Origin of the sequence: Stenotrophomonas sp. 2619 (assembly GCF_040548725.1) — a bacterium.
Classification (GTDB): domain Bacteria; phylum Pseudomonadota; class Gammaproteobacteria; order Xanthomonadales; family Xanthomonadaceae; genus Stenotrophomonas; species Stenotrophomonas maltophilia_AP.
This window is the reverse complement of the sequence record NZ_JBEPSF010000005.1, coordinates 143,360-161,588: the sequence shown is the minus strand read 5'-3', so window position 1 is coordinate 161,588 and position 18,229 is coordinate 143,360. Positions and strand designations below refer to the sequence as shown.

The following is an 18,229-nucleotide window of genomic DNA, read 5'->3' as shown; positions in this document are numbered from 1 at the left end:
CGCCGGCACATCATTGGCTTGGGGACTTGCGCAGACGTCAGCCGTGCACGACGTCGCTCCAGCGGCTAATACAACGGCGGTACTGCGGCGTGCAGACGGCATGTTGCAAAGTCACGCGATCGGGGCCGCGAAGGCAGCGCAGCCAATGTCCAACGTGGCCGCGCCGTGGTCGCGTTGCCTTAGACGGTATCGACCCGGCCCGCCGAAGCTTTAGCGACCCGAAGGGCCGTCGGCGGCGCGGATCCCGAACCGATTCAGCCTTCCCCGCCCTCGCTGGTTTCACCTGCGTCCAGCGGGTCCAACCCCTCCATGGTCGGCGTTTCCACCTGCACGTTGTTCTTGCCCGCCGCCTTGGCCAGGTAGCACTGGGCATCGGCCGCGGCCACCGCGTCGTCCACGCTCATGCTGCCGCCGATCGCGGCGATGCCGATGCTGGCGCCGACGCTGAGCCGCTGCAGGTCCCAGGGAATGGTCAGGGTGCGCACCCCGTCCAGCAGGTCGCTGGCGATGCGGCGGGCGCGCTTGAGCGAGCAACCGGCCAGGATCACCGCGAACTCGTCGCCGCCCAGCCGCGCCACGATGTCCGAGTCGCGCACGCCGTGGCGCAGCACGTTGGCCACCGCCCAGAGCATGGCGTCGCCGGCCAAGTGGCCATGGCTGTCGTTGACCGGTTTGAAGTTGTCCAGGTCGATGAACATCAGCGAGGCCGACTGCCCGGTCCGCGCGACCCGGGTGATGGCCTGCTGCAGATGGGCTTCGAACCCGCGCCGGTTGCTCAGCTCGGTCAGCGGGTCGACCTCGGCCAGGTGGCGGGCTTCGCGCTGGCGGGCACGCTGCTGGGTTACATCGCGGATCACCCACACCGCGCCACTGACCTGGCCGTCCTCGGCGCGCAGCCAGGCACGGGTGACATCCACCGGCAGCAGCTGCGCACCCACCGACAGCAGCAGGTCCGAATGCAGGTCCACCGCGTTGCTCTCCGGGTCGAGCAGCACGGCAATGTCCAGCGGCGAGCGGGGCGCGTACTCGGTGGTCAGTTCCATCACGTCCTGCACCTGGCCACCGGCAAGGGGCGCGGCACCCTCCCCGGCCAGCGCGCGGGTGGCCGCGGCGTTGGCGTACTGGATCAGCCCGCGCAGGTCCAGGGTGAGCACCATGTCGGCCACCGCATCCAGGGTGACCCGGGTGCGCTGCTCGGATTCGCGCAGTTGCAGGCTGCTCTGGCGCTGGGCGGTGACGTCCTGGATCTGCGACACGAAATGCAGCGGCTCGCCGTGTTCGGAGCGCACCAGCGACACCGACAGCCGGCCCCACACGATGTTGCCGCGCTTGCCCAGGTAGCGTTTGTCCATGTGGTAGTGGTCGCGCCGCCCGTTGAGCAGGTCGGCCACCAGGGCCAGGTCGGTATTGAGATCGTCTGCGTGGGTCAGGGTCTGGAAATCGACGGCCAGCAGCTCGGCGCGGGTGTAACCCAGGATGCCGCACAGCGCGTCGTTGACGTCCAGCCAGCGCCCTTCCAGCGACACCAGCGCCATGCCGAGCGCAGCCGAGGAGAACGCACCCGCGAATTTCTCGGCGGCCAGGTAGGCCTGCTCGCGGACTTCCAGCAGCGGGGTGATGTCCACCGCCATGCCGACGTAGCCGATCCGATGACCGCCGCTGGCATCCAGCGGGCTGATCGACAGCCGCACCTGGCGGCGCTCGCCGTCCTTGCGCACATACGTCCACTGATGCGACCACGTACCCTGCGCCGCATGCGCGGTGAGCGCTTCGAACACGGTGGGCACGCGCCCGTCGGCGTCGGCCTGGGGCCGCAGATAGTCCATCATTTCGTCCGGGTCATGGAACAGGCCCGGATTGACCCGCCCGATCACCTCGGCGGGCGTGTAGCCCAGCAGTTTCTGCGCGCCGGTGTTGAACAGGTTGACCACCCCATCGATGTCGGTGGCGATCACCGCCACTTCATCGGAGGCGTCCACTACCGCCTGCAGGCGCTGGCGCATGTTGGCCGCGTCCTGCCGCGCATTCTGCAGGTCGGTGACGTCGGCATGCGCTCCGGCCATCCACCGCGGCTGGCCGTGGGCATCCCATTCGTAGACGCGGCCGCGGTCCTGCACCCAGATCCAGTGGCCGTCCTTGTGGCGCATGCGGCACAGGCTGTCGTAGTGCGGCGAGCGCCCTTCCAGATGCTCGCGCAGCAGCGCGTTGGACTGGTCCAGGTCGTCGGGGTGGACCAGCCGGAAAAAGGTGTCGGGGGTGATCGGGGCCAGCTCATCGCGGGTGTAGCCCACGATCTGCGCCCAGCGTTCGTTGACCCACATCCGGCCGTCCTGGACATTCCATTCCCAGGTGCCCGCACCGGTGCCGTCGATGATCATCTGCAGGCGCCGGTGGCGCTCGGTGATGTCACGCAACGCCGCGTCGGTGCCGTGCGCGCTGCCGGCCGGATCGTGGCTCATGCCCACGGCCACGCACGCGGCCGGACGCCGCGCCGTACGGCGTGTGGCCCCGCCCGACCTTCCGGCCCTGCCTGGTGCGTTTTCATATGGCCTCCCCGGCGCCTGCCCAGCCTACGGGCATTTGAGGGGAAGTGTGAACAAAGCGGAGTGAAACCAGAAGTGCCGTGCCCGCCAGGGACGCCAAGGGCCGCACGCGGCGGCCCCTGGCGGGTGGATCCAGGCCGGTTCAGCCGCCGCGTTTGGCGCGGGCGAAGGCGTCGGCCAGGGCATTGTTGGCCGGCGGCGCGGCACTGCCCGGGCGCGGGCCCGGGGCGGCCCCGCGACCGCCATTGCGCTGGCCACCACCGCCGCCGTCGCGGCGACCACCCCCGGCAGGTCGGGTATCGCGCTCGCCCGGAGCCTTGGCCGGGGCCGGGGTGTCGTCCAGGCGCCGGGTCAGGGCGATGCGCTTGCGCGCCACGTCCACCTCCAGCACCTTCACCTTGACGATGTCACCGGCCTTGACCACATCACGCGGGTCCTTGACGTAGGTGTCCGACAGCGCCGAGATGTGGATCAGGCCGTCCTGGTGCACGCCGATGTCGACGAACGCACCGAAGGCGGCCACATTGCTGACCACGCCCTCCAGGATCATGCCCGGCTGCAGGTGCTTGAGCTCTTCCACGCCCTCGGCGAAGCGCGCTGCCTTGAACTCCGGGCGCGGATCGCGGCCGGGCTTTTCCAGTTCCTTCAGGATGTCGCGCACGGTCGGCACGCCGAAGGTGTCATCGGTGAACTGCTCGGCCTTCAGCCCGCGCAGGAAGCTGCCGTCGCCGATCAGCGCCTTGATCGGACGTGCGGTGGCGGCCACGATGCGCTCCACCACCGGATAGGCTTCCGGGTGCACCGAGGAGGCGTCCAGCGGCTGGTCGCCATCGGCGATGCGCAGGAAGCCGGCGCACTGTTCGAAGGTCTTGTCGCCCAGGCGCGGCACCTTGAGCAGGTCCTTGCGGCGCTTGAACGGGCCGTTGTCGTCGCGATGACGCACGATGTTCTCGGCCACCGTGGCCGACAACCCGGACACGCGCGACAGCAGCGCGGCCGAGGCAGTGTTGACCTCTACGCCGACCGCGTTGACGCAGTCTTCGACCCGCGCATCCAGTGCGCGCGCCAGGCGGTACTGGTCCACGTCGTGCTGGTACTGGCCCACGCCGATCGCCTTGGGTTCGATCTTGACCAGCTCGGCCAGCGGATCCTGCAGGCGACGGGCAATGGAGACCGCGCCACGGATCGACACGTCCAGGTCCGGGAACTCCTTGGCGGCGAATTCGGAGGCCGAGTACACCGATGCACCGGCCTCGCTGACCACGATCTTCTGCAGCTTGCTGTCGCCGAGTGCCTTGATGGCCTCCCCGGCCAGCTTGTCGGTTTCGCGGCTGGCGGTGCCGTTGCCGATCGCGATCAGTTCCACGTTGTGCTTGAGGCACAGCTGCTTGATCGTCTGCAGCGACTGGTCCCACTGCCGGCGCGGTTCGTGCGGGTAGATGGTGTCGGTGGCCACCAGTTTGCCGGTGGCATCGACCACGGCGATCTTGCAGCCGGTGCGGATGCCCGGGTCCAGCCCGAGCACGCTCTTGGGGCCGGCCGGCGCGGCCAGCAGCAGGTCCTTGAGGTTGTCGCCGAACACCGCGATCGCTTCAGCTTCGGCCTTCTCGCGGGCCTGGTTGAACAGGTCCAGCAGCAGGTGCATGTGCAGCTTGGCGCGCCAGGTAAGGCGGCAGGCGTCGAGCAGCCAGCGGTCGCCGGGGCGGCCGGCGTCGGCGATGCCGGCCTTGTAGGCCACGCGGCCTTCGGCATACACGTGGCCCGCTTCGGCGTCGGTGCCGGGGTCCAGTTCCAGGAACAGGATTTCCTCGCGGCGCGCGCGGAACAGCGCCAGCAGCCGGTGCGAGGGAATCTTCGCCAGCGATTCGGCGTGTTCGAAATAGTCGCGGTACTTGGCGCCCTGCTCTTCCTTGCCCTCGGCGACGCGGGCACGGATGACCCCGTTTTCGCCCAGCCAGCTGCGCAGTTCGCCGACCAGCGCGGCGTCTTCGCCCCAGCGCTCCATCAGGATCGCGCGGGCGCCTTCGAGTGCGGCCTTGGTGTCGGCCACGCCCTTGTCGGTATCGACGAAGGTGGCGCCGAACACCTGCGGGTCCAGGCTCGGATCGGCCAGCAGGCCATCGGCCAGCGGCTCCAGCCCGGCTTCGCGCGCGATCTGGGCGCGGGTGCGGCGCTTGGGCTTGTACGGCAGGTACAGATCTTCCAGGCGCGACTTGGTGTCGGCGCCGAGAATCTCGTTGCGGAGGTCGTCGGTGAGCTTGCCCTGTTCGTCAATGCTGGACAGCACCGCGGCGCGGCGGTCTTCCAGCTCGCGCAGGTAGGTCAGGCGGGTTTCCAGGTTGCGCAGCTGGGTGTCGTCCAGGCCGCCGGTGACTTCCTTGCGGTAGCGGGCAATGAACGGGACGCTGGCGCCTTCGTCCAACAGGGCGATGGCGGCACGCGCCTGGGCAGGCTGGGCACCGATTTCATCGGCGATGGTCTGGGCGATCTGCTGGGCGAGCTTGATGTCAGGCATTGCTTCCGGCCGGAGCCGCAGTACGGAAAGTCCCGATTGTGGCAACGCAGGGCGGCGGGGGGAAGGCGTTGACAGCAGGGGGCGAACCTGTCGCCCGCCGGCGCCTCGCGTAGCGCCGGGCTCTGCCCGGCTGCTCAGCACAGTCGCATCACCCACGGTGGCGCCGGCAGCTGGCCGACTCCTCATGACATCTGCATCAGACACGGTAGTGCCGGCCGCTGGCCGGCTCTTCATGACATCTGCATCAGACACGGTAGTGCCGGCCGCTGGCCGGCTCTTCGCTACGGTTTGGATGTGCAAGGGGCCGGGCAGAGCCCGGCGCTACGGGGTGGGGTGCGTGGAGCCGGCCAGCGGCCGGCACTACCTTGCGTGTGGAGTCGGCCAGCGGCCGGCACGCCCCTGGGTTGGGCTGCCTGCAGCCGGGCAGAGCCCGGCGCTACGGCGCCTCAGCGGTAGTGCTGGGCGGTGCGCTGGTGGACGATGTCGTCGCGCATGGATTCCAGCGCCATTACCCGGATCTTGCCGATGCCCTGCAGTTCCATGAAGCGCTCGGTGTAGATCTCCGGCCCGGCGTCGGTATCGGCCCGGGACTTGCTGAAACCGTGGGGTACCACGCCTTTGTCGCCATCCTTGCTACCACCGACATAAAGAACGATTGCCATGTGATGTGTTCCTCCTGTGACGCATCGTGCAATTACAACAGGCGCCAGTTTAACGTGCCGAACCTGACTGATTCGTCATGCAGCCTAATAACCTTTGTTTGCATGCAGATGACGTCGCGTTGCGCGACGTTTTATTTACATCGAATTAACGCAGCACTAACGCAGGCGCGCTGCGTTACTGCACACCGGGCCACCAGCCGCGGCCCGTCATGGCATAGACGTCGGCAGCGCGTTCGAAGGGATTGCGCGCGCTTACCCCGCCACACGCCAGGTACACCGGCAGATACAGCGGGCCCAGCACCAGGTACTGGTAGACATGCGCGCGCTCGTGGTCGTGCAGGCCGATCACCGGCTCGGTGCAGTGGCCGGCCTGGTGGGCGTAGGTGCGGCAGGCCACGTCCAGCACCGGGCCAGTGTGCAGGATGACGTTGCCCAGCGTGATCGCCCCGCCCGGCCCCCACGGCCAGTCACGGAACACGATGGCCAGGTCGCGGCGGTTCCAGGACGGGCGCGCGCCGGCCACCATCCCGGCCAGGCCGCCGATCAGACCGATCAGGGTGTTGGGCGCGGTCCACAGCGCGCCCAGCCCCTGCAGGACGCGCAGCGCCAGCGGTGGCAGGCTCAATCGGCCTCGTTGGGGATCAACAGCCACAGGATCAGGTAGACCAGGATGCCGGGGAAGGCCGCCGACAGCACCGAGACCAGCACGAACACCACCCGTACCAGGGTGGAACTCCAGCCGAAGCGGTGCGCGATGCCGCCCATCACCCCGGCGATCATGCGGTCGTTGAGCGAGCGCGACAGCGTGCGCGGCGTGGCGTTCATGGCAGCGGTCTCCGGGACGGGTGGGCGGACTGTAACGCGGGCGGTGTCTACAAGGTGCGTTGGCGCAGGGCCTTCAGGCGCGCGCCGAACCATGCCGCAGCGGTCTGCTCGGGCTGGCCCGGGCAGGCAATCCGGTAGGGCTTGCCGCTCATGCTGCTCTGGCTGGCGGCCCGCTCGATGAACTGCTCGGCGGTGTCCACGTTGTCCTTCTTGAGCAGGTAGTCGTACTTGCGCTGCAGGTGCGCGCGCGCCTCGGCGGCGTCATGCCAGCTGCCATTGCGCTGGAAACGACAGCTGGAGCCATCCAGCGCGCCGATCAGGCCGGCGATCTCGCGGCGGGCCTCGGGCCCCGGCGCGGCCTGGGCCGCGCCGGCAAGCAGCATCGCGACCAGCCCTGCCAGGACGGCTGGGGTAATGGACATCGTTTTTCGCGATTGTTGCATGGTGCCTCCTGGGTGCAGGCGAGAGTGTAGCGCCCTCGCATTCGCGTACGGGAGCGTTTCATGCCACACCTTGTCCTGCCCAGCCTGCTCGTCCTGCTCGCCCACGCGACCACATCGTCCGCCTGCGCAACCGCCTCCGCGCAGGCGACGTTGCTGGCCGACCGGACCTGGCTCACCACCGCCGTGTATGAGGGCCACGATCGCACTCAAAACCACATTGCCCGCTATCCCGGCGTCGTCGGCATTTCGATCTGGGATGCCTGCAGCAATCGCTTTGAATACTTCGACCCGGCCACCGGCCGCTCCCGCGGCGAACACGGCGGCGCCGGCTGGTTCTTCTTCACCGGCGACCGCCGTTACCAGCACACCGTGCCCGATGCCGGCACGCCGCTACGCCGTCGCATGGAGGTTCTGACCGCGTCGGAATTCACCTATTCCCGGCAGGTGCCGCGCGGTATGCGTGAGGGCGCGCCCTTGGTCACCGTGCATGTCGTGCATACCCCGTACGCAGGCCCGTGGCAGGTCAAGGCCACTGCACCGGCCCCCTCGCCGTGAGGTTCAGCTGCGCTGCTTCAACCAGTCGGTGATGGTACCGGGCACCTCGCGCTGGGCGCGGCCGGACACGTAAATGCCGATGTGGCCGCCCCGGAAACTGCTTTCGGTGTAGTCGGTGCTGCCGATCCGGCCGCGCATCGCGCGTGACGCATCCGGCGGCACCAGGTGGTCCTGCTCGGCGTAGATGTTCAGCACCGGCAGGGTGACCTGCGACAGCTGCACGGTGTCGTCGCCGATCCGGATGCCGTCGTGCATCAGGCCGTTGCCCTGGTAGAACTGCTTGATGAAGTCGCGGAAGGTTTCACCGGCGAGGTCGGGCGAATCGAAGATCCACTTTTCCATGCGCAGGAAATCCTGCAGCGCGGCCTTGTCGTCCAGGATGTCGAGCAGGCCCACGTATTTCTGCACATTGAGCCGGAACGGCTTGAGCATCAGGTAGCTGGCATTCATCAGGTCGGCCGGGATGTTGCCCAGCGTGTCCACCAGCAGGTCCACGTCCACCTGCCGCGCCCAATGCGACAGCATGTTGTCGGGGGTCTGGAAGTCGACCGGGGTGACCATGGTGATCAGGTTGGCCAGTTTGTGCTGGCGCAGCGCGGCGTAGCACAGCGCGAATACCCCGCCCTGGCAGATGCCGAGCATGTTGATCGGTGCGCCCGACTGCGCCTGCAGGTGGTCCACCGCGCCATCCACGAAGCGCAGCAGGTAGTCCTCCAGCGTCTGGTAGCGCTCGGAGCGGTCCGGGTAGCCCCAGTCCAGCACGTAGACATCGTGGCCGAGGGCGAGCAGGCGCTGTACCAGCGAGCGGTCGGCCTGCAGGTCCACCATGTACGGGCGGTTGACCAGCGCGTAGACGATCAGCAGCGGCGTGCGCTGGACCGGCGCATCGTCGCCGACGAAGCGGTACAGCACGACTTTGCCGTCGCGCCACACTTCCTCGCGCGCGGTGGCGCCGTAGTCCACGTCCTCCACCGAGGGCAGCAGGGTCAAGCCGTCGAGCAGCTTGCGCTGCATGGCCAGGGTCTCCTGCAGCAGGTCCTCGGCATTGAAGCCCAGCGGCCCCTTCATGGCACACGCTTCCGCGGCTTGGCAGCCGCCTTGCTCGCCGGCGTCTTGGATGCGGTCTTTTTCGCGGGGGCCGACGCGGCCTTTTTCACCGCGGGCTTGGCCGCGTTGGCCGCCTTCCTGACCGGTCCGGGCGGCGGCGCTGCATCGCGCCGTGTCGCACGCGGGCGCGGCGCCGCTTTCGCCGTCTCAGCCGGTGCCGGCCGGGGCACGGCGCCAGCCGCCATGCGCCGGACCAGCCGCTCCAGGTCGGTGATGCGGCGATGCGCGGCATCCATTTCGGTGCGGGTGGGCATGCCGATCGCCTCGCACACCCGTTCTATCTCGTGCTGGGTGGCCGCGCGCAGGCGCATCTGCGCGTTGCCCAGTTCGGCATACACCTGCTGGAACGGCTCGGACATCGCCACCTTGGCGTACGCCTCTTCGGCCGCCTCGATCCACAGGTCGAACATCGCCCGCGCGCTGGTCAGCTGGTTGCCCGGCTGCTCGTGCTCGGCCAGGCGCTGTTCGAACAGTTTGAACGCATCGTCCAGCGCCTGCTTGATCTGGTCCACGTAGTCGCGCGAGTGCTGCTGGTAGTCCTGCTGGGCGCGCAGCAGCGCCTGCCAGCGGGCCTGGTGCTCGCGGCCGGGGCCGAAGGCCGGGCTCTGCAGCCACGGGCCCAGGTCGCGCTGCAGGGTTTCCAGCAGCTTCAACAGGTCCGGCCCGCCGGCCTGGGTGTGGCCACGCGCGCCCTGCAGCATCCACTGCAGCAGCCCGTCGCCCTGCCCTTCCACGGCCTGCTTCCAGGCCTGGGCCACATCGGCGCTGCTCGCATCGCGGCCGGCGAACTGCGCGGCCACCTGCTGCATGGTGCCGTACCAGCCACCGGCCTGTTCGCGGAAGCGGTGCACCGCGTCGTCGGCCGGGCTGCTGCTGGCATTGGGCATCATCTGCGCCCACCAGTCGATGGCCTGCTGCCAGCTGCCCTGCCCTGCGCCTTGTGCGCCTTGTGCGCCTTGTGCGCCGGGCGGCACGGCGGCATGCCGCAGGGCATCGCCCCAGGCGCTGAAATACTGGCGTGCCAGGGCTTCGATGTCGCCCGCGTTGCCGCCGCTGCCGGCCGTGCTCATCGGCGCGCTCCGGGCTGCAGGCCGGTCAGGATCGGGGGCAATGACAGGGGCAGGTTCATGGCTTGGGAATACGCAGGGTCTTGCTGATCATCAGCGAGCCGGACAGGGCAAACAACAGCACCATCGGGTGCAGCTGCCACGGGCCCAGCTGCCACTGGCCCAGCCACAGGTCGTGGCCGATCGCGCCCATGCTGGCGGCCACCGCCAGCACCACCACCAGCGCCAGGCTGGTGGGAATGGGCGTGCCTTCGAAGTACGGCACCTTGTCGCCCTCGCCGGCCAACGCCTCGGCGGTCACGTTGTAGCGCGCCAGGCGACTGACCCCGCAGCACACGAAATAGCTCAGCACCAGCCAGTCCCAGCCGCCCTGCATGCCGCAGGCGTAGGCCAGCGCGGCCGGGGCCACGCCGAAAGAGATGATGTCCGACAGCGAATCCAGCTCGCGGCCCAGCGTCGAGCTGGACTTGCGCCAGCGCGCGATGCGCCCGTCGAGCGCGTCGAAGATGAAGGCCAGCGGGATCAACGCCATGCCGAACAACAGGTAGCTGCGCTGCCCGTCCTGCAGGAAGCGCATGGCGGCAAACACCGCGCCGGTGCCGCAGAACGCGTTGGCCAGGGTGAACCAGTCCGCCAGGTGGAACTCGCGCAGCATCGAGAAGTGACGTTTCATGGGTGATCTGTAGACGGCAATCGCAAGAGAGTACCGCGAGCAGCCCAAACCGTGACAGAGCGGCGCGGCCAACGCCTTGGCGACGCCTTCACGGGACCACGACATGCGGTGAATTTTTGGCCACCCATCTTGACAGCCAGAACTGGCGGGGGCTGCCATGGCTTATCCACAAACTTGCGCACCAGTCATCCACACCCCCTGTGGACAACTCCGTCTCAATAGACGCGACGCTGGTTATTTATTGATCACCGCGGGCCGGTTGACAGGTGCCGCCCGGGCCGCGGCCGGCGCCGGGCAGTGCCCGAAGTGCTGCGTCCGCAGGTATGCTGGTGAGTGGACTCGCCGCCGCTACGTCCTGCCCGCCCCTTGCGACAGGAGTTGCCTGCGTGCTTTCACCCGAACATCTTGCCGCCCAGTTGCGCCATCCGCATGGGGATCCTGCGCTGGCCGTGGCCGAGTCCATGAACCGCAGCAACGGCGCGCTGAACCAGGCGGCCATCGCCCTGCTGGCCGTCGCCGCGCGCGAACAGGTGCTGGAGATCGGCCCGGGCAACGCGGCCTTCGCCGCCGACCTGCTGCGCGCGCCGGGCAGCCGCTATCTGGGCATTGACGTGTCGGCGGACATGGTCGATGCCGCGCAGGACCGCCTGATCGCCGCCGGGCTGCATGACCGCGCCGGCGTGCGCCTGGGCGATGCGCATGCGCTGGACCTGGAGGACGGCTGCATCGATGCGGCGTTGGCCGTGAACACCCTGTACTTCTGGGAACAGCCCGCGCTGGCCCTGGCCGAACTGGCCCGGGTGCTGCGCCCCGGCGGCCGGTTGTGCGTGGCGTTCGGCGACGCGACGTTCATGCGCACCCTGCCCTTCACCGCCCATGGGTTCCACCTGCATGAGCTGGCCGACGTGGAGCTGGCCATGCGCAGCAGCGGGCTGCGGGTCTGCGGGTGGCGTGCGCACCGGGAAACCGGCACCAGCAATGACGGGCGCCAGGTGGAGAAGCATTTCCATCTGTTGCTGGCGCGGCGGTGATGGCGGTGATTGCGGGGGGTTGACGGGGTTGCCGGCCAGCGGCCGGCACTACCGGTGGCGGTTACAGGCGGGTGTAGGTCCAGGACTGCATGGCGCCGTCGCGGTAGGGCATCACCCCGTGGAAGGCGCGCGGGTCGTCGCCGAATACCAGCGGCAGGAAGCTGCGGTCACCCTCCCACAGGGGCAGCGTGTCCAGCTTGTCCAGGTCGACCCACTCCAGGGTGCCCTCCGGGTTGGAGGTGAGCGGCGTGCCGGTGAAATCATCGATCACGAACACGAACCCGAACCAGTCTTCGCCCTGCTTGCCGAAGCCCGGCCAGCTGATGGTGCCGCGCAGGCGCATGGTGCCGCACTCGATGCCGGCTTCCTCGCGGATCTCGCGGCGCATGCACGCCGCCGCGTCTTCGTCGCGCTCCATCTTGCCGCCCAAGCCGTTGTACTTGCCCAGGTGCAGGTCGCCCGGACGCGCGTTGCGGTGGATCATCAGGGCTTGCGTGCCGTCGGGCGAAATCACGTAGCCGAGGGTGGCCATGATCGGGGTATAGGGCATGAGGCAGGGGCTCAACAGGCACAAACCCCGATTATGCGCGATCGGCGCGGCGCGGTTGGCTCAGCTGGCCACGCGGGAGCGCTGGGTGTCGGCCGGGGCCGGCAGGGCGTCGCCGTCGCGGCGCAGGGTTGCCACGCCGTGGCCGCGCTCGGCCAGGTATTCCAGCCACTTGCCCAGGAAGGTGTTCATGCGCATGCGGTGGCTGATCAATTCCGCCGGTGGCGGGTACATGCCCACCACGTCCTGCCAGCGTCGCCCCACGTAACAGTGCGTGGTCTCGGCCTGGCGCGCGTCACGGTACAGCCGCACGTAGGCCGACGGATCCGGCTGCCCGGTGACCGGGTCGGCGAAGTCGTAGGTCAGGCGCAGTTCGACCGTGTAGCGGTGGCACTCGATGACGTCCAGGCGGACGTCCAGCCCATCGCCCACCGACGACACGTAGCTGCCGGCCACCAGCTCTGCGGGTGCGAACAGTCGAACCAGGTGCTGGTAGTTTTCCGCGTACAGGCCCATCAGCCAGCTCAGGCGGCTGAGCCTGGGGATGCGTTCGATGCGGGGCGTTGCCTGGGCCATGGGGTCGATCCTACACGTTGATCCTCCAACGTGGGGGCGGCCAGGCCCCGGCCAAAGGGGTGCGGGGTCGGCCGCGACCGTTGGTCGTGGCACGCCCCCCGCGGCGCGCCGGTCAATACAGTTCGCGCTGCAGCCCCAGGGTGGTCAGCACCTTGCTGGAAATCTCCTCGATCGAGGTGTGCGTGGTGCTCAGGGTCGGGATCCGTTCCATGCGGAACATGGTCTCGGCCGCAGCCACCTCACGCTTGCAGGTCTCCAGGTTGGCGTAGCGCGAGTTCGGGCGGCGCTCCTGGCGGATCTGCTGCAAACGGTCCGGGTCGATGGTCAGACCGAACAGCTTCTTGCGGTACGGGCGCAGCCGGGGCGGCAGGCGGTCCTGCTCCAGGTCTTCGTCGGTGAGCGGGTAATTGGCCGCGCGCACCCCGTAATGCAGGGCCAGGTAGATGCAGGTGGGGGTCTTGCCCGCCCGCGACACCGCCACCAGGATCACGTCGGCGTCGTCGTAGTTGATGGCAATGCCGTCATCGTGGGTCAGCGCGAAGTTCATCGCGTTGATGCGCCGGTGGTAGGTCTCGAAGTCCACCATGCCGTGCGCCTGGCCCACCCGGGAGTGGCGGTTGACCGCCAGCTCGCGCTCCAGCGGCTCGATGAAGGGGGCGAACACGTCCAGCATCAACCCGCCGCTTTCGGCCAGGATGATGCTCAGCCCGCTGTCCACGCAGGAACTGACCACGATGGGCCGGACCTGGTAGCGCTCCCCGGCTGCACGGATCCTTTCACACGCTTCGCGGGCCTTTTCCGGATCATCGATGAACGACATCCGGTCGGTAATGAAGCTGAACCCGGAGAACTGGGTCAGCAGGCTATGCCCAATGGTTTCAGCGGTGATACCGGTTCCATCGGACACGTAGAACACCGGACGGATCGTCGACATACGGCTTTTACCCCCTACGAAGCTTAAAAAGGCTGTCGATACAAGCTTGTGCCGACAGCGGTCTGCCCGGCATCATATCGGCTTCTTCCTACGGACGTGGCCATCCAAGCCCGCCTCGGGCGATGGCCAAACGGAGCATCGCGCTTGAACGAGAATATCCTGTGGTTGCACGAACTGCGCTTGGCCGATCTGGCCCGCGTAGGCGGCAAGAATTCGTCGCTGGGCGAAATGATCGGCAATCTTGCCGGCCTGGGGGTGTCTGTCCCCGGCGGTTATGCAACCACCGCTGAAGCCTTCAAGGACTTCATCGCGCACAACGATCTGTCCAAGCGCATCTTCGACAAGCTGGCCACGCTGGACGTGGAAGATGTCGCCGCGCTCACCGTAGCGGGCAAGGAAATCCGCGGCTGGGTCATCGACGCCCCGCTGCAGCCGCAGCTGGACCAGGACATCCGCAGCGCCTACAAGAAGCTGTGCGACGAGAACGGCGGCGGCGACGTGGCTGTCGCGGTACGCTCCTCGGCGACCGCCGAAGACCTGCCCGATGCCTCCTTCGCCGGCCAGCAGGAAACCTTCCTCAATGTCACCGGCGCCGACGATGTCGTGCTGAAGGTCAAGGAAGTGTTCGCCTCGCTGTACAACGACCGCGCCATCGCCTACCGCGTCCACCACGGGTTCAAGCACGAGGACGTGTTCCTGTCCTCGGGCGTGCAGCTGATGGTGCGTTCGGGCGTGGGTTCGTCCGGCGTGCTGTTCACCCTGGACACCGAGTCCGGCTTCCGCGACGTGGTGTTTGTCACCTCCTCGTTCGGCCTGGGCGAAATGGTCGTGCAGGGTGCGGTCAACCCCGACGAGTTCTACGTCTACAAGCCCACCCTGAGCGCCGGCAAGCCGGCGATCCTGCGCCGTTCGCTGGGCAGCAAGGCGATCCGCATGGTGTATTCGGATGTCCCCGGTGAGCGCGTGCGCATCGAAGACACTCCGGCCGAGCAGCGCAACGTCTTCTCGATCAGCGACGAGGACGTGCAGGAACTGTCCAAGCAGGCGCTGGTCATCGAAAAGCATTACGGCCGCCCGATGGATATCGAGTGGGCCAAGGACGGCGTGAGCGGCAAGCTGTTCATCGTGCAGGCGCGCCCGGAAACGGTGAAGTCGCGTGGCCATGCCACCCAGATCGAACGTTTCGCGCTGAGCCAGAAGGACGGCAAGGTGCTGGCCGAAGGCCGCGCCGTGGGCGCCAAGATCGGTGCCGGTACCGCCCGCGTGGTGAAGTCGCTGGACGACATGGCCCGCGTGCAGCCCGGCGACGTGCTGATTGCCGACATGACCGACCCCGATTGGGAGCCGGTGATGAAGCGTGCCTCGGCCATCGTGACCAACCGCGGCGGCCGCACCTGCCACGCGGCCATCATCGCCCGTGAGCTGGGCGTGCCGGCCGTGGTCGGCTCGGGCAACGCCACCCAGCTGATCGAAGACGGCCAGCAGGTTACCGTGAGCTGCGCCGAGGGCGATACCGGCTTCATCTACGACGGCATCCTCGAGTTCGAGCGCACCACCACGGACCTGGGCAACATGCCGCCGGCGCCGCTGAAGATCATGATGAACGTGGCCAACCCGGAACGTGCCTTCGACTTCGGCCAGCTGCCGAACGCCGGCATCGGCCTGGCCCGCCTGGAGATGATCATTGCCAGCCACATCGGCATCCATCCCAACGCGCTGCTGGAGTACGACCGCCAGGACGCGGCGACCAAGAAGAAGATCGACGAGAAGATCGCCGGTTACGCCGATCCAGTGAGCTTCTATGTGGGCCGCCTGGCCGAAGGCATCGCCACGCTGACCGCATCGGTTGCGCCGAACCCGGTGATCGTGCGCCTGTCGGACTTCAAGTCCAACGAGTACGCCAACCTGATCGGTGGCAGCAACTACGAGCCGCACGAAGAGAACCCGATGATCGGCTTCCGCGGCGCCAGCCGTTACGTCGACCCGAGCTTCTCGGCTGCCTTCGCGCTGGAATGCCAGGCCGTGCTGCGCGTGCGCAACGAAATGGGCCTGGACAACCTGTGGGTCATGATTCCGTTCGTGCGCACCCTGGAAGAAGGCCGCAAGGTCGTCGAGGTGCTGGAGCAGAATGGCCTCAAGCAGGGCGAGAACGGCCTGAAGATCATCATGATGTGCGAAGTGCCGTCCAACGCACTGCTCGCCGATGAGTTCCTGGAGATCTTCGACGGCTTCTCGATCGGCTCCAACGACCTGACCCAGCTGACCCTGGGCCTGGACCGCGATTCGTCGATCGTGGCGCACCTGTTCGACGAGCGGAACCCGGCGGTGAAGAAGCTGCTGTCGATGGCGATCAAGTCCGCACGGGCCAAGGGCAAGTACGTGGGCATCTGCGGGCAGGGCCCGTCCGATCACCCGGACCTGGCCGAATGGCTGATGCAGGAAGGCATCGAGTCGGTGTCGCTGAACCCGGACACCGTGGTCGACACCTGGCTGCGCCTGGCCAAGCTGAAAGCCAAGGGCTGATCCAGCCAGACCGGTAGCAAACAGAACCCCGCGCAAGCGGGGTTTTGTTTTGTGCGCCCGGCACCGACCCGTCGGCCGCTCAGGTTCCTGAGGTGCTTCGGCTGCACCACCCCATCACCCCACACCCCACACCCCAGCGCGACATCATCTGATATCCGCCCCATGCACCAACGGGCACCCTTGCAGGCATGCCAAGCCCACGCCTCCACTAGGGCCGCCAGTCGTGCATCGGGATCGTATACGCGCTGACGACCATCACCCATGCGCGCGTGCCCCGCTTCCACCGGCCCGACCTCGCCGGGCACGTCATGCAGGTGCTGCACGCCCTGGAACACGAACGCCGGGTCTGCAACCTCGCGTGGGTGGTCATGCCGGACCACGTGCATTGGCTGATGCAGCTCCGGCAGGGCTCCCTGGGCGCATGCCTGCAACGCTTCAAGTCACGCAGCAGCCTGCGCATCAATCGGCACCTAGGCCGCAGCGGGCCTGTCTGGCAACCCGGCTATTTCGACCACGCGCTGCGCAAGGACGAAGACCTGCGACGCCAAGCCACCTACATCCTCGCCAACCCGGTCCGTGCCGGTCTGGCGGACGCGATCGGCGAGTATCCGTTCTCGTGGTGCAGGTGGCCCACCGAAGACCTCCCGCCCGGGTAGAGCCGACCGTTGGTCGGCTGCGAAGCACCCGCCGAACCCCATGGACACGTCGCGGGTAGAGCCGACCGTTGGTCGGCTGCGACACACCCGCCGAACCCCGTGGACGCGTCCCGGGTGGACCCGACCGTTGGTCGACTGCGACGCACCCGCCGAGCCCCGTGGACACGTCCCGGGTAGAGCCGACCGTTGGTCGGCTGCCGCAATTGCGCAGCGGATGCTGCTGGTATGCACGGTGTCCGATCGGAGGCAGCTGACCAACGGTCAGCTCTACCCGCCATGGAGCGTGGGCGGACTGGAGGGCAGCTGACCAACGGTCAGCTCTACCCGTCATGGATCGTGGGCGGATCGGAGGGCAGCTGACCAACGGTCAGCTCTACCCGCCGGTCAGCTCTCCCCCCCATGCGCGTTCAGGCCTCGGCGGTTTCTGCTACCGGGTAGTCGGTGAATCCTTCCGCGCCGCCGCCGAAGAAGGTGGCCTTGTCCGGGGCGTTCAGTGGCAGGCCCTGGCGCAGGCGCTCGGGCAGGTCGGGGTTGGCGATGAACGGTCGGCCGAAGGCGATGAGGTCGGCCCAGCCCTTGGTCAGCGCCTCTTCGGCACGGTCAACGGTGTACTTGCCGGCGTAGATCAAGGTGCCCCGGTAGAGCATGCGCAGCGCTTCCTTGAATGCCACCGGCATCACAGGTGCATCGTCCCAGTCGGCTTCGGCGATATGCAGGTAGCCCACGCCGATGCTGTCCAGCAGGTGCGCGGCCGCCAGGTAGGTTGCCTGCGGGGTGTCGTCCACCGCGCCCTGCAGCGTGGTCAGCGGGGCCAGGCGCACGCCGACGCGCTCGGCGCCGATCTCCTCGGCCACCGCCTCGACCACCTCGCGCAGGAACCGCAGGCGGTTCTGCAGCGACCCACCGTAGGCGTCGGTGCGCTGGTTGGCCTGCGAGTCGATGAACTGGTTGATCAGGTAGCCGTTGGCGCCGTGCAGTTCGATGCCATCGAACCCGGCGGCGATCGCGTTGCGCGCGGCCTGCGCGTAGTCGCGCACGATGCCGGGAATTTCCTCGATCGCCAGCGCGCGCGGCATCGAGTGCTGCACCATCTCGCCCACCCCGCCCTGGGGACCCCTGCCCTGCGGATCGACGAATACCTTGACGCCCTCGGCCTTCAACGCCGACGAGGACACCGGCGCGCCGCCCTCAGGCTGCAGTGCGGTATGCGAGACGCGGCCGACGTGCCAGAGCTGGGCCACGATGCGGCCGCCGGCAGCGTGCACGGCATCGGTCACGCCGCGCCAGCCGGCGATCTGTGCGTCGTCGTGGATGCCCGGGGTCCGGGCGTAGCCCTGGCCCTGCTGGCTGATCTGGGTGCCTTCGCTGACGATCAGGCCGGCCGAGGCGCGCTGCGCGTAGTAGTCGGCCATCAACGGGGTGGCGACGTTGCCGTCGGCCGCGCGCGAGCGGGTCATCGGCGGCATCACGATACGGTTGGGCAGCGTCAGCGTGCCCAGGCGGTAGGGGGTGAACAACATGGACAATCATCCTTCGGAACAGGTCTGCCCGAAGGATGGGGGCTGGCAGGCA

At 68.0% G+C, this 18,229-nt stretch carries 17 protein-coding genes; 4 read left to right on the top strand and 13 right to left on the bottom strand.

What is annotated here, in order from left to right:
• Positions 1-254: 254 nt before the first annotated feature.
• The 6 genes from ABIA71_RS07145 to ABIA71_RS07120 all read right to left on the bottom strand — a co-directional run bounded on the left by ABIA71_RS07145 (position 255) and on the right by ABIA71_RS07120 (position 6,967).
• Entirely contained in the window at positions 255-2,459 is a 2,205-nt protein-coding gene (locus ABIA71_RS07145; protein ID WP_354284282.1) for a PAS domain S-box protein, read from the bottom strand.
• Positions 2,460-2,685: 226 nt separating this feature from the next.
• Positions 2,686-5,058: a Tex family protein gene (locus ABIA71_RS07140; protein ID WP_354284280.1), complete on the bottom strand. Its 2,373-nt coding sequence runs from the start codon at positions 5,056-5,058 to the stop codon at positions 2,686-2,688.
• Between the two features lie 446 nt (positions 5,059-5,504).
• The gene (locus ABIA71_RS07135; protein ID WP_354284279.1) at positions 5,505-5,720 is read right to left on the bottom strand and encodes a hypothetical protein; all 216 of its coding nucleotides are present in this window, start codon (positions 5,718-5,720) and stop codon (positions 5,505-5,507) included.
• 175 nt (positions 5,721-5,895) lie between these two features.
• Positions 5,896-6,345 carry a hypothetical protein gene (locus ABIA71_RS07130; RefSeq protein WP_354284277.1) on the bottom strand — a complete coding sequence of 150 codons (450 nt, stop codon included), beginning with the start codon at positions 6,343-6,345 and terminating at the stop codon, positions 5,896-5,898.
• Complete coding sequence (locus ABIA71_RS07125; RefSeq protein WP_354284275.1) at positions 6,342-6,545, bottom strand: PspC domain-containing protein; 204 nt, start codon at positions 6,543-6,545, stop codon at positions 6,342-6,344. The genes ABIA71_RS07130 and ABIA71_RS07125 overlap by 4 nt, the downstream gene beginning before the upstream one ends.
• A 47-nt stretch (positions 6,546-6,592) precedes the next feature.
• On the bottom strand, positions 6,593-6,967 hold the full coding sequence (locus ABIA71_RS07120) for a YfeK family protein (RefSeq protein ID WP_354284273.1): 375 nt from the start codon (positions 6,965-6,967) through the stop codon (positions 6,593-6,595).
• A gap of 81 nt (positions 6,968-7,048) precedes the next feature.
• Here ABIA71_RS07120 and ABIA71_RS07115 point away from each other — a divergent pair, with 81 nt between their 5' ends.
• Positions 7,049-7,543: a DUF4822 domain-containing protein gene (locus ABIA71_RS07115; RefSeq protein WP_354284272.1), complete on the top strand. Its 495-nt coding sequence runs from the start codon at positions 7,049-7,051 to the stop codon at positions 7,541-7,543.
• Between the two features lie 3 nt (positions 7,544-7,546).
• On the opposite strand, the gene phaC is transcribed toward ABIA71_RS07115, so the two are convergent.
• From phaC to ABIA71_RS07100, 3 genes are read right to left on the bottom strand one after another with little or no spacing between them, the layout of a single operon-like run.
• Positions 7,547-8,611 carry a class III poly(R)-hydroxyalkanoic acid synthase subunit PhaC gene (phaC, locus tag ABIA71_RS07110; protein ID WP_354284270.1) on the bottom strand — a complete coding sequence of 355 codons (1,065 nt, stop codon included), beginning with the start codon at positions 8,609-8,611 and terminating at the stop codon, positions 7,547-7,549.
• On the bottom strand, positions 8,608-9,720 hold the full coding sequence (gene phaE, locus ABIA71_RS07105; protein WP_354284268.1) for a class III poly(R)-hydroxyalkanoic acid synthase subunit PhaE: 1,113 nt from the start codon (positions 9,718-9,720) through the stop codon (positions 8,608-8,610). The genes phaC and phaE overlap by 4 nt, the downstream gene beginning before the upstream one ends.
• 55 nt (positions 9,721-9,775) lie before the next feature.
• Positions 9,776-10,390, bottom strand: a complete 615-nt coding sequence (locus ABIA71_RS07100) for a CDP-alcohol phosphatidyltransferase family protein (RefSeq protein WP_354284266.1) — start codon at positions 10,388-10,390, stop codon at positions 9,776-9,778.
• A 386-nt stretch (positions 10,391-10,776) separates the two neighbouring features.
• Between ABIA71_RS07100 and ABIA71_RS07095 the strand changes: the two genes are divergently transcribed.
• Positions 10,777-11,421, top strand: coding sequence for a class I SAM-dependent methyltransferase (locus ABIA71_RS07095; RefSeq protein ID WP_354284264.1), 645 nt, complete (start codon positions 10,777-10,779; stop codon positions 11,419-11,421).
• A gap of 61 nt (positions 11,422-11,482) precedes the next feature.
• Here ABIA71_RS07095 and ABIA71_RS07090 read toward each other — a convergent pair whose 3' ends face one another.
• From ABIA71_RS07090 to ppsR, 3 genes are all read right to left on the bottom strand, one after another.
• Entirely contained in the window at positions 11,483-11,971 is a 489-nt protein-coding gene (locus tag ABIA71_RS07090) for an NUDIX hydrolase (RefSeq protein WP_354284263.1), read from the bottom strand.
• Positions 11,972-12,031: 60 nt separating this feature from the next.
• Positions 12,032-12,544, bottom strand: a complete 513-nt coding sequence (locus tag ABIA71_RS07085; protein ID WP_128096178.1) for a DUF1249 domain-containing protein — start codon at positions 12,542-12,544, stop codon at positions 12,032-12,034.
• A 112-nt stretch (positions 12,545-12,656) separates the two neighbouring features.
• Positions 12,657-13,478 carry a posphoenolpyruvate synthetase regulatory kinase/phosphorylase PpsR gene (gene ppsR / locus ABIA71_RS07080; protein ID WP_038687857.1) on the bottom strand — a complete coding sequence of 274 codons (822 nt, stop codon included), beginning with the start codon at positions 13,476-13,478 and terminating at the stop codon, positions 12,657-12,659.
• A 144-nt stretch (positions 13,479-13,622) separates the two neighbouring features.
• Here ppsR and ppsA point away from each other — a divergent pair, with 144 nt between their 5' ends.
• Both ppsA and ABIA71_RS07070 read left to right on the top strand, forming a co-directional pair.
• The gene (gene ppsA, locus ABIA71_RS07075) at positions 13,623-16,001 is read left to right on the top strand and encodes a phosphoenolpyruvate synthase (RefSeq protein WP_128096177.1); all 2,379 of its coding nucleotides are present in this window, start codon (positions 13,623-13,625) and stop codon (positions 15,999-16,001) included.
• 227 nt (positions 16,002-16,228) lie between these two features.
• The gene (locus ABIA71_RS07070) at positions 16,229-16,657 is read left to right on the top strand and encodes an REP-associated tyrosine transposase (RefSeq protein WP_502961214.1); all 429 of its coding nucleotides are present in this window, start codon (positions 16,229-16,231) and stop codon (positions 16,655-16,657) included.
• Between the two features lie 407 nt (positions 16,658-17,064).
• Here the strand turns inward: ABIA71_RS07070 and ABIA71_RS07065 are convergent, their stop codons facing one another.
• Positions 17,065-18,177: an alkene reductase gene (locus ABIA71_RS07065; protein ID WP_354284258.1), complete on the bottom strand. Its 1,113-nt coding sequence runs from the start codon at positions 18,175-18,177 to the stop codon at positions 17,065-17,067.
• Positions 18,178-18,229: the final 52 nt, after the last annotated feature.

Coding starts and splice junctions, on each gene's coding strand:
- ABIA71_RS07145 (WP_354284282.1), bottom strand. CDS start 2,459: ATGAGCCACGATCCGGCCGGCAGCGCGCACGGCACCGACGCGGCGTTG.
- ABIA71_RS07140 (WP_354284280.1), bottom strand. CDS start 5,058: ATGCCTGACATCAAGCTCGCCCAGCAGATCGCCCAGACCATCGCCGAT.
- ABIA71_RS07135 (WP_354284279.1), bottom strand. CDS start 5,720: ATGGCAATCGTTCTTTATGTCGGTGGTAGCAAGGATGGCGACAAAGGC.
- ABIA71_RS07125 (WP_354284275.1), bottom strand. CDS start 6,545: ATGAACGCCACGCCGCGCACGCTGTCGCGCTCGCTCAACGACCGCATG.
- ABIA71_RS07120 (WP_354284273.1), bottom strand. CDS start 6,967: ATGTCCATTACCCCAGCCGTCCTGGCAGGGCTGGTCGCGATGCTGCTT.
- ABIA71_RS07115 (WP_354284272.1), top strand. CDS start 7,049: ATGCCACACCTTGTCCTGCCCAGCCTGCTCGTCCTGCTCGCCCACGCG.
- phaC (WP_354284270.1), bottom strand. CDS start 8,611: ATGAAGGGGCCGCTGGGCTTCAATGCCGAGGACCTGCTGCAGGAGACC.
- phaE (WP_354284268.1), bottom strand. CDS start 9,720: ATGAGCACGGCCGGCAGCGGCGGCAACGCGGGCGACATCGAAGCCCTG.
- ABIA71_RS07100 (WP_354284266.1), bottom strand. CDS start 10,390: ATGAAACGTCACTTCTCGATGCTGCGCGAGTTCCACCTGGCGGACTGG.
- ABIA71_RS07090 (WP_354284263.1), bottom strand. CDS start 11,971: ATGCCCTATACCCCGATCATGGCCACCCTCGGCTACGTGATTTCGCCC.
- ABIA71_RS07085 (WP_128096178.1), bottom strand. CDS start 12,544: ATGGCCCAGGCAACGCCCCGCATCGAACGCATCCCCAGGCTCAGCCGC.
- ppsR (WP_038687857.1), bottom strand. CDS start 13,478: ATGTCGACGATCCGTCCGGTGTTCTACGTGTCCGATGGAACCGGTATC.
- ABIA71_RS07065 (WP_354284258.1), bottom strand. CDS start 18,177: ATGTTGTTCACCCCCTACCGCCTGGGCACGCTGACGCTGCCCAACCGT.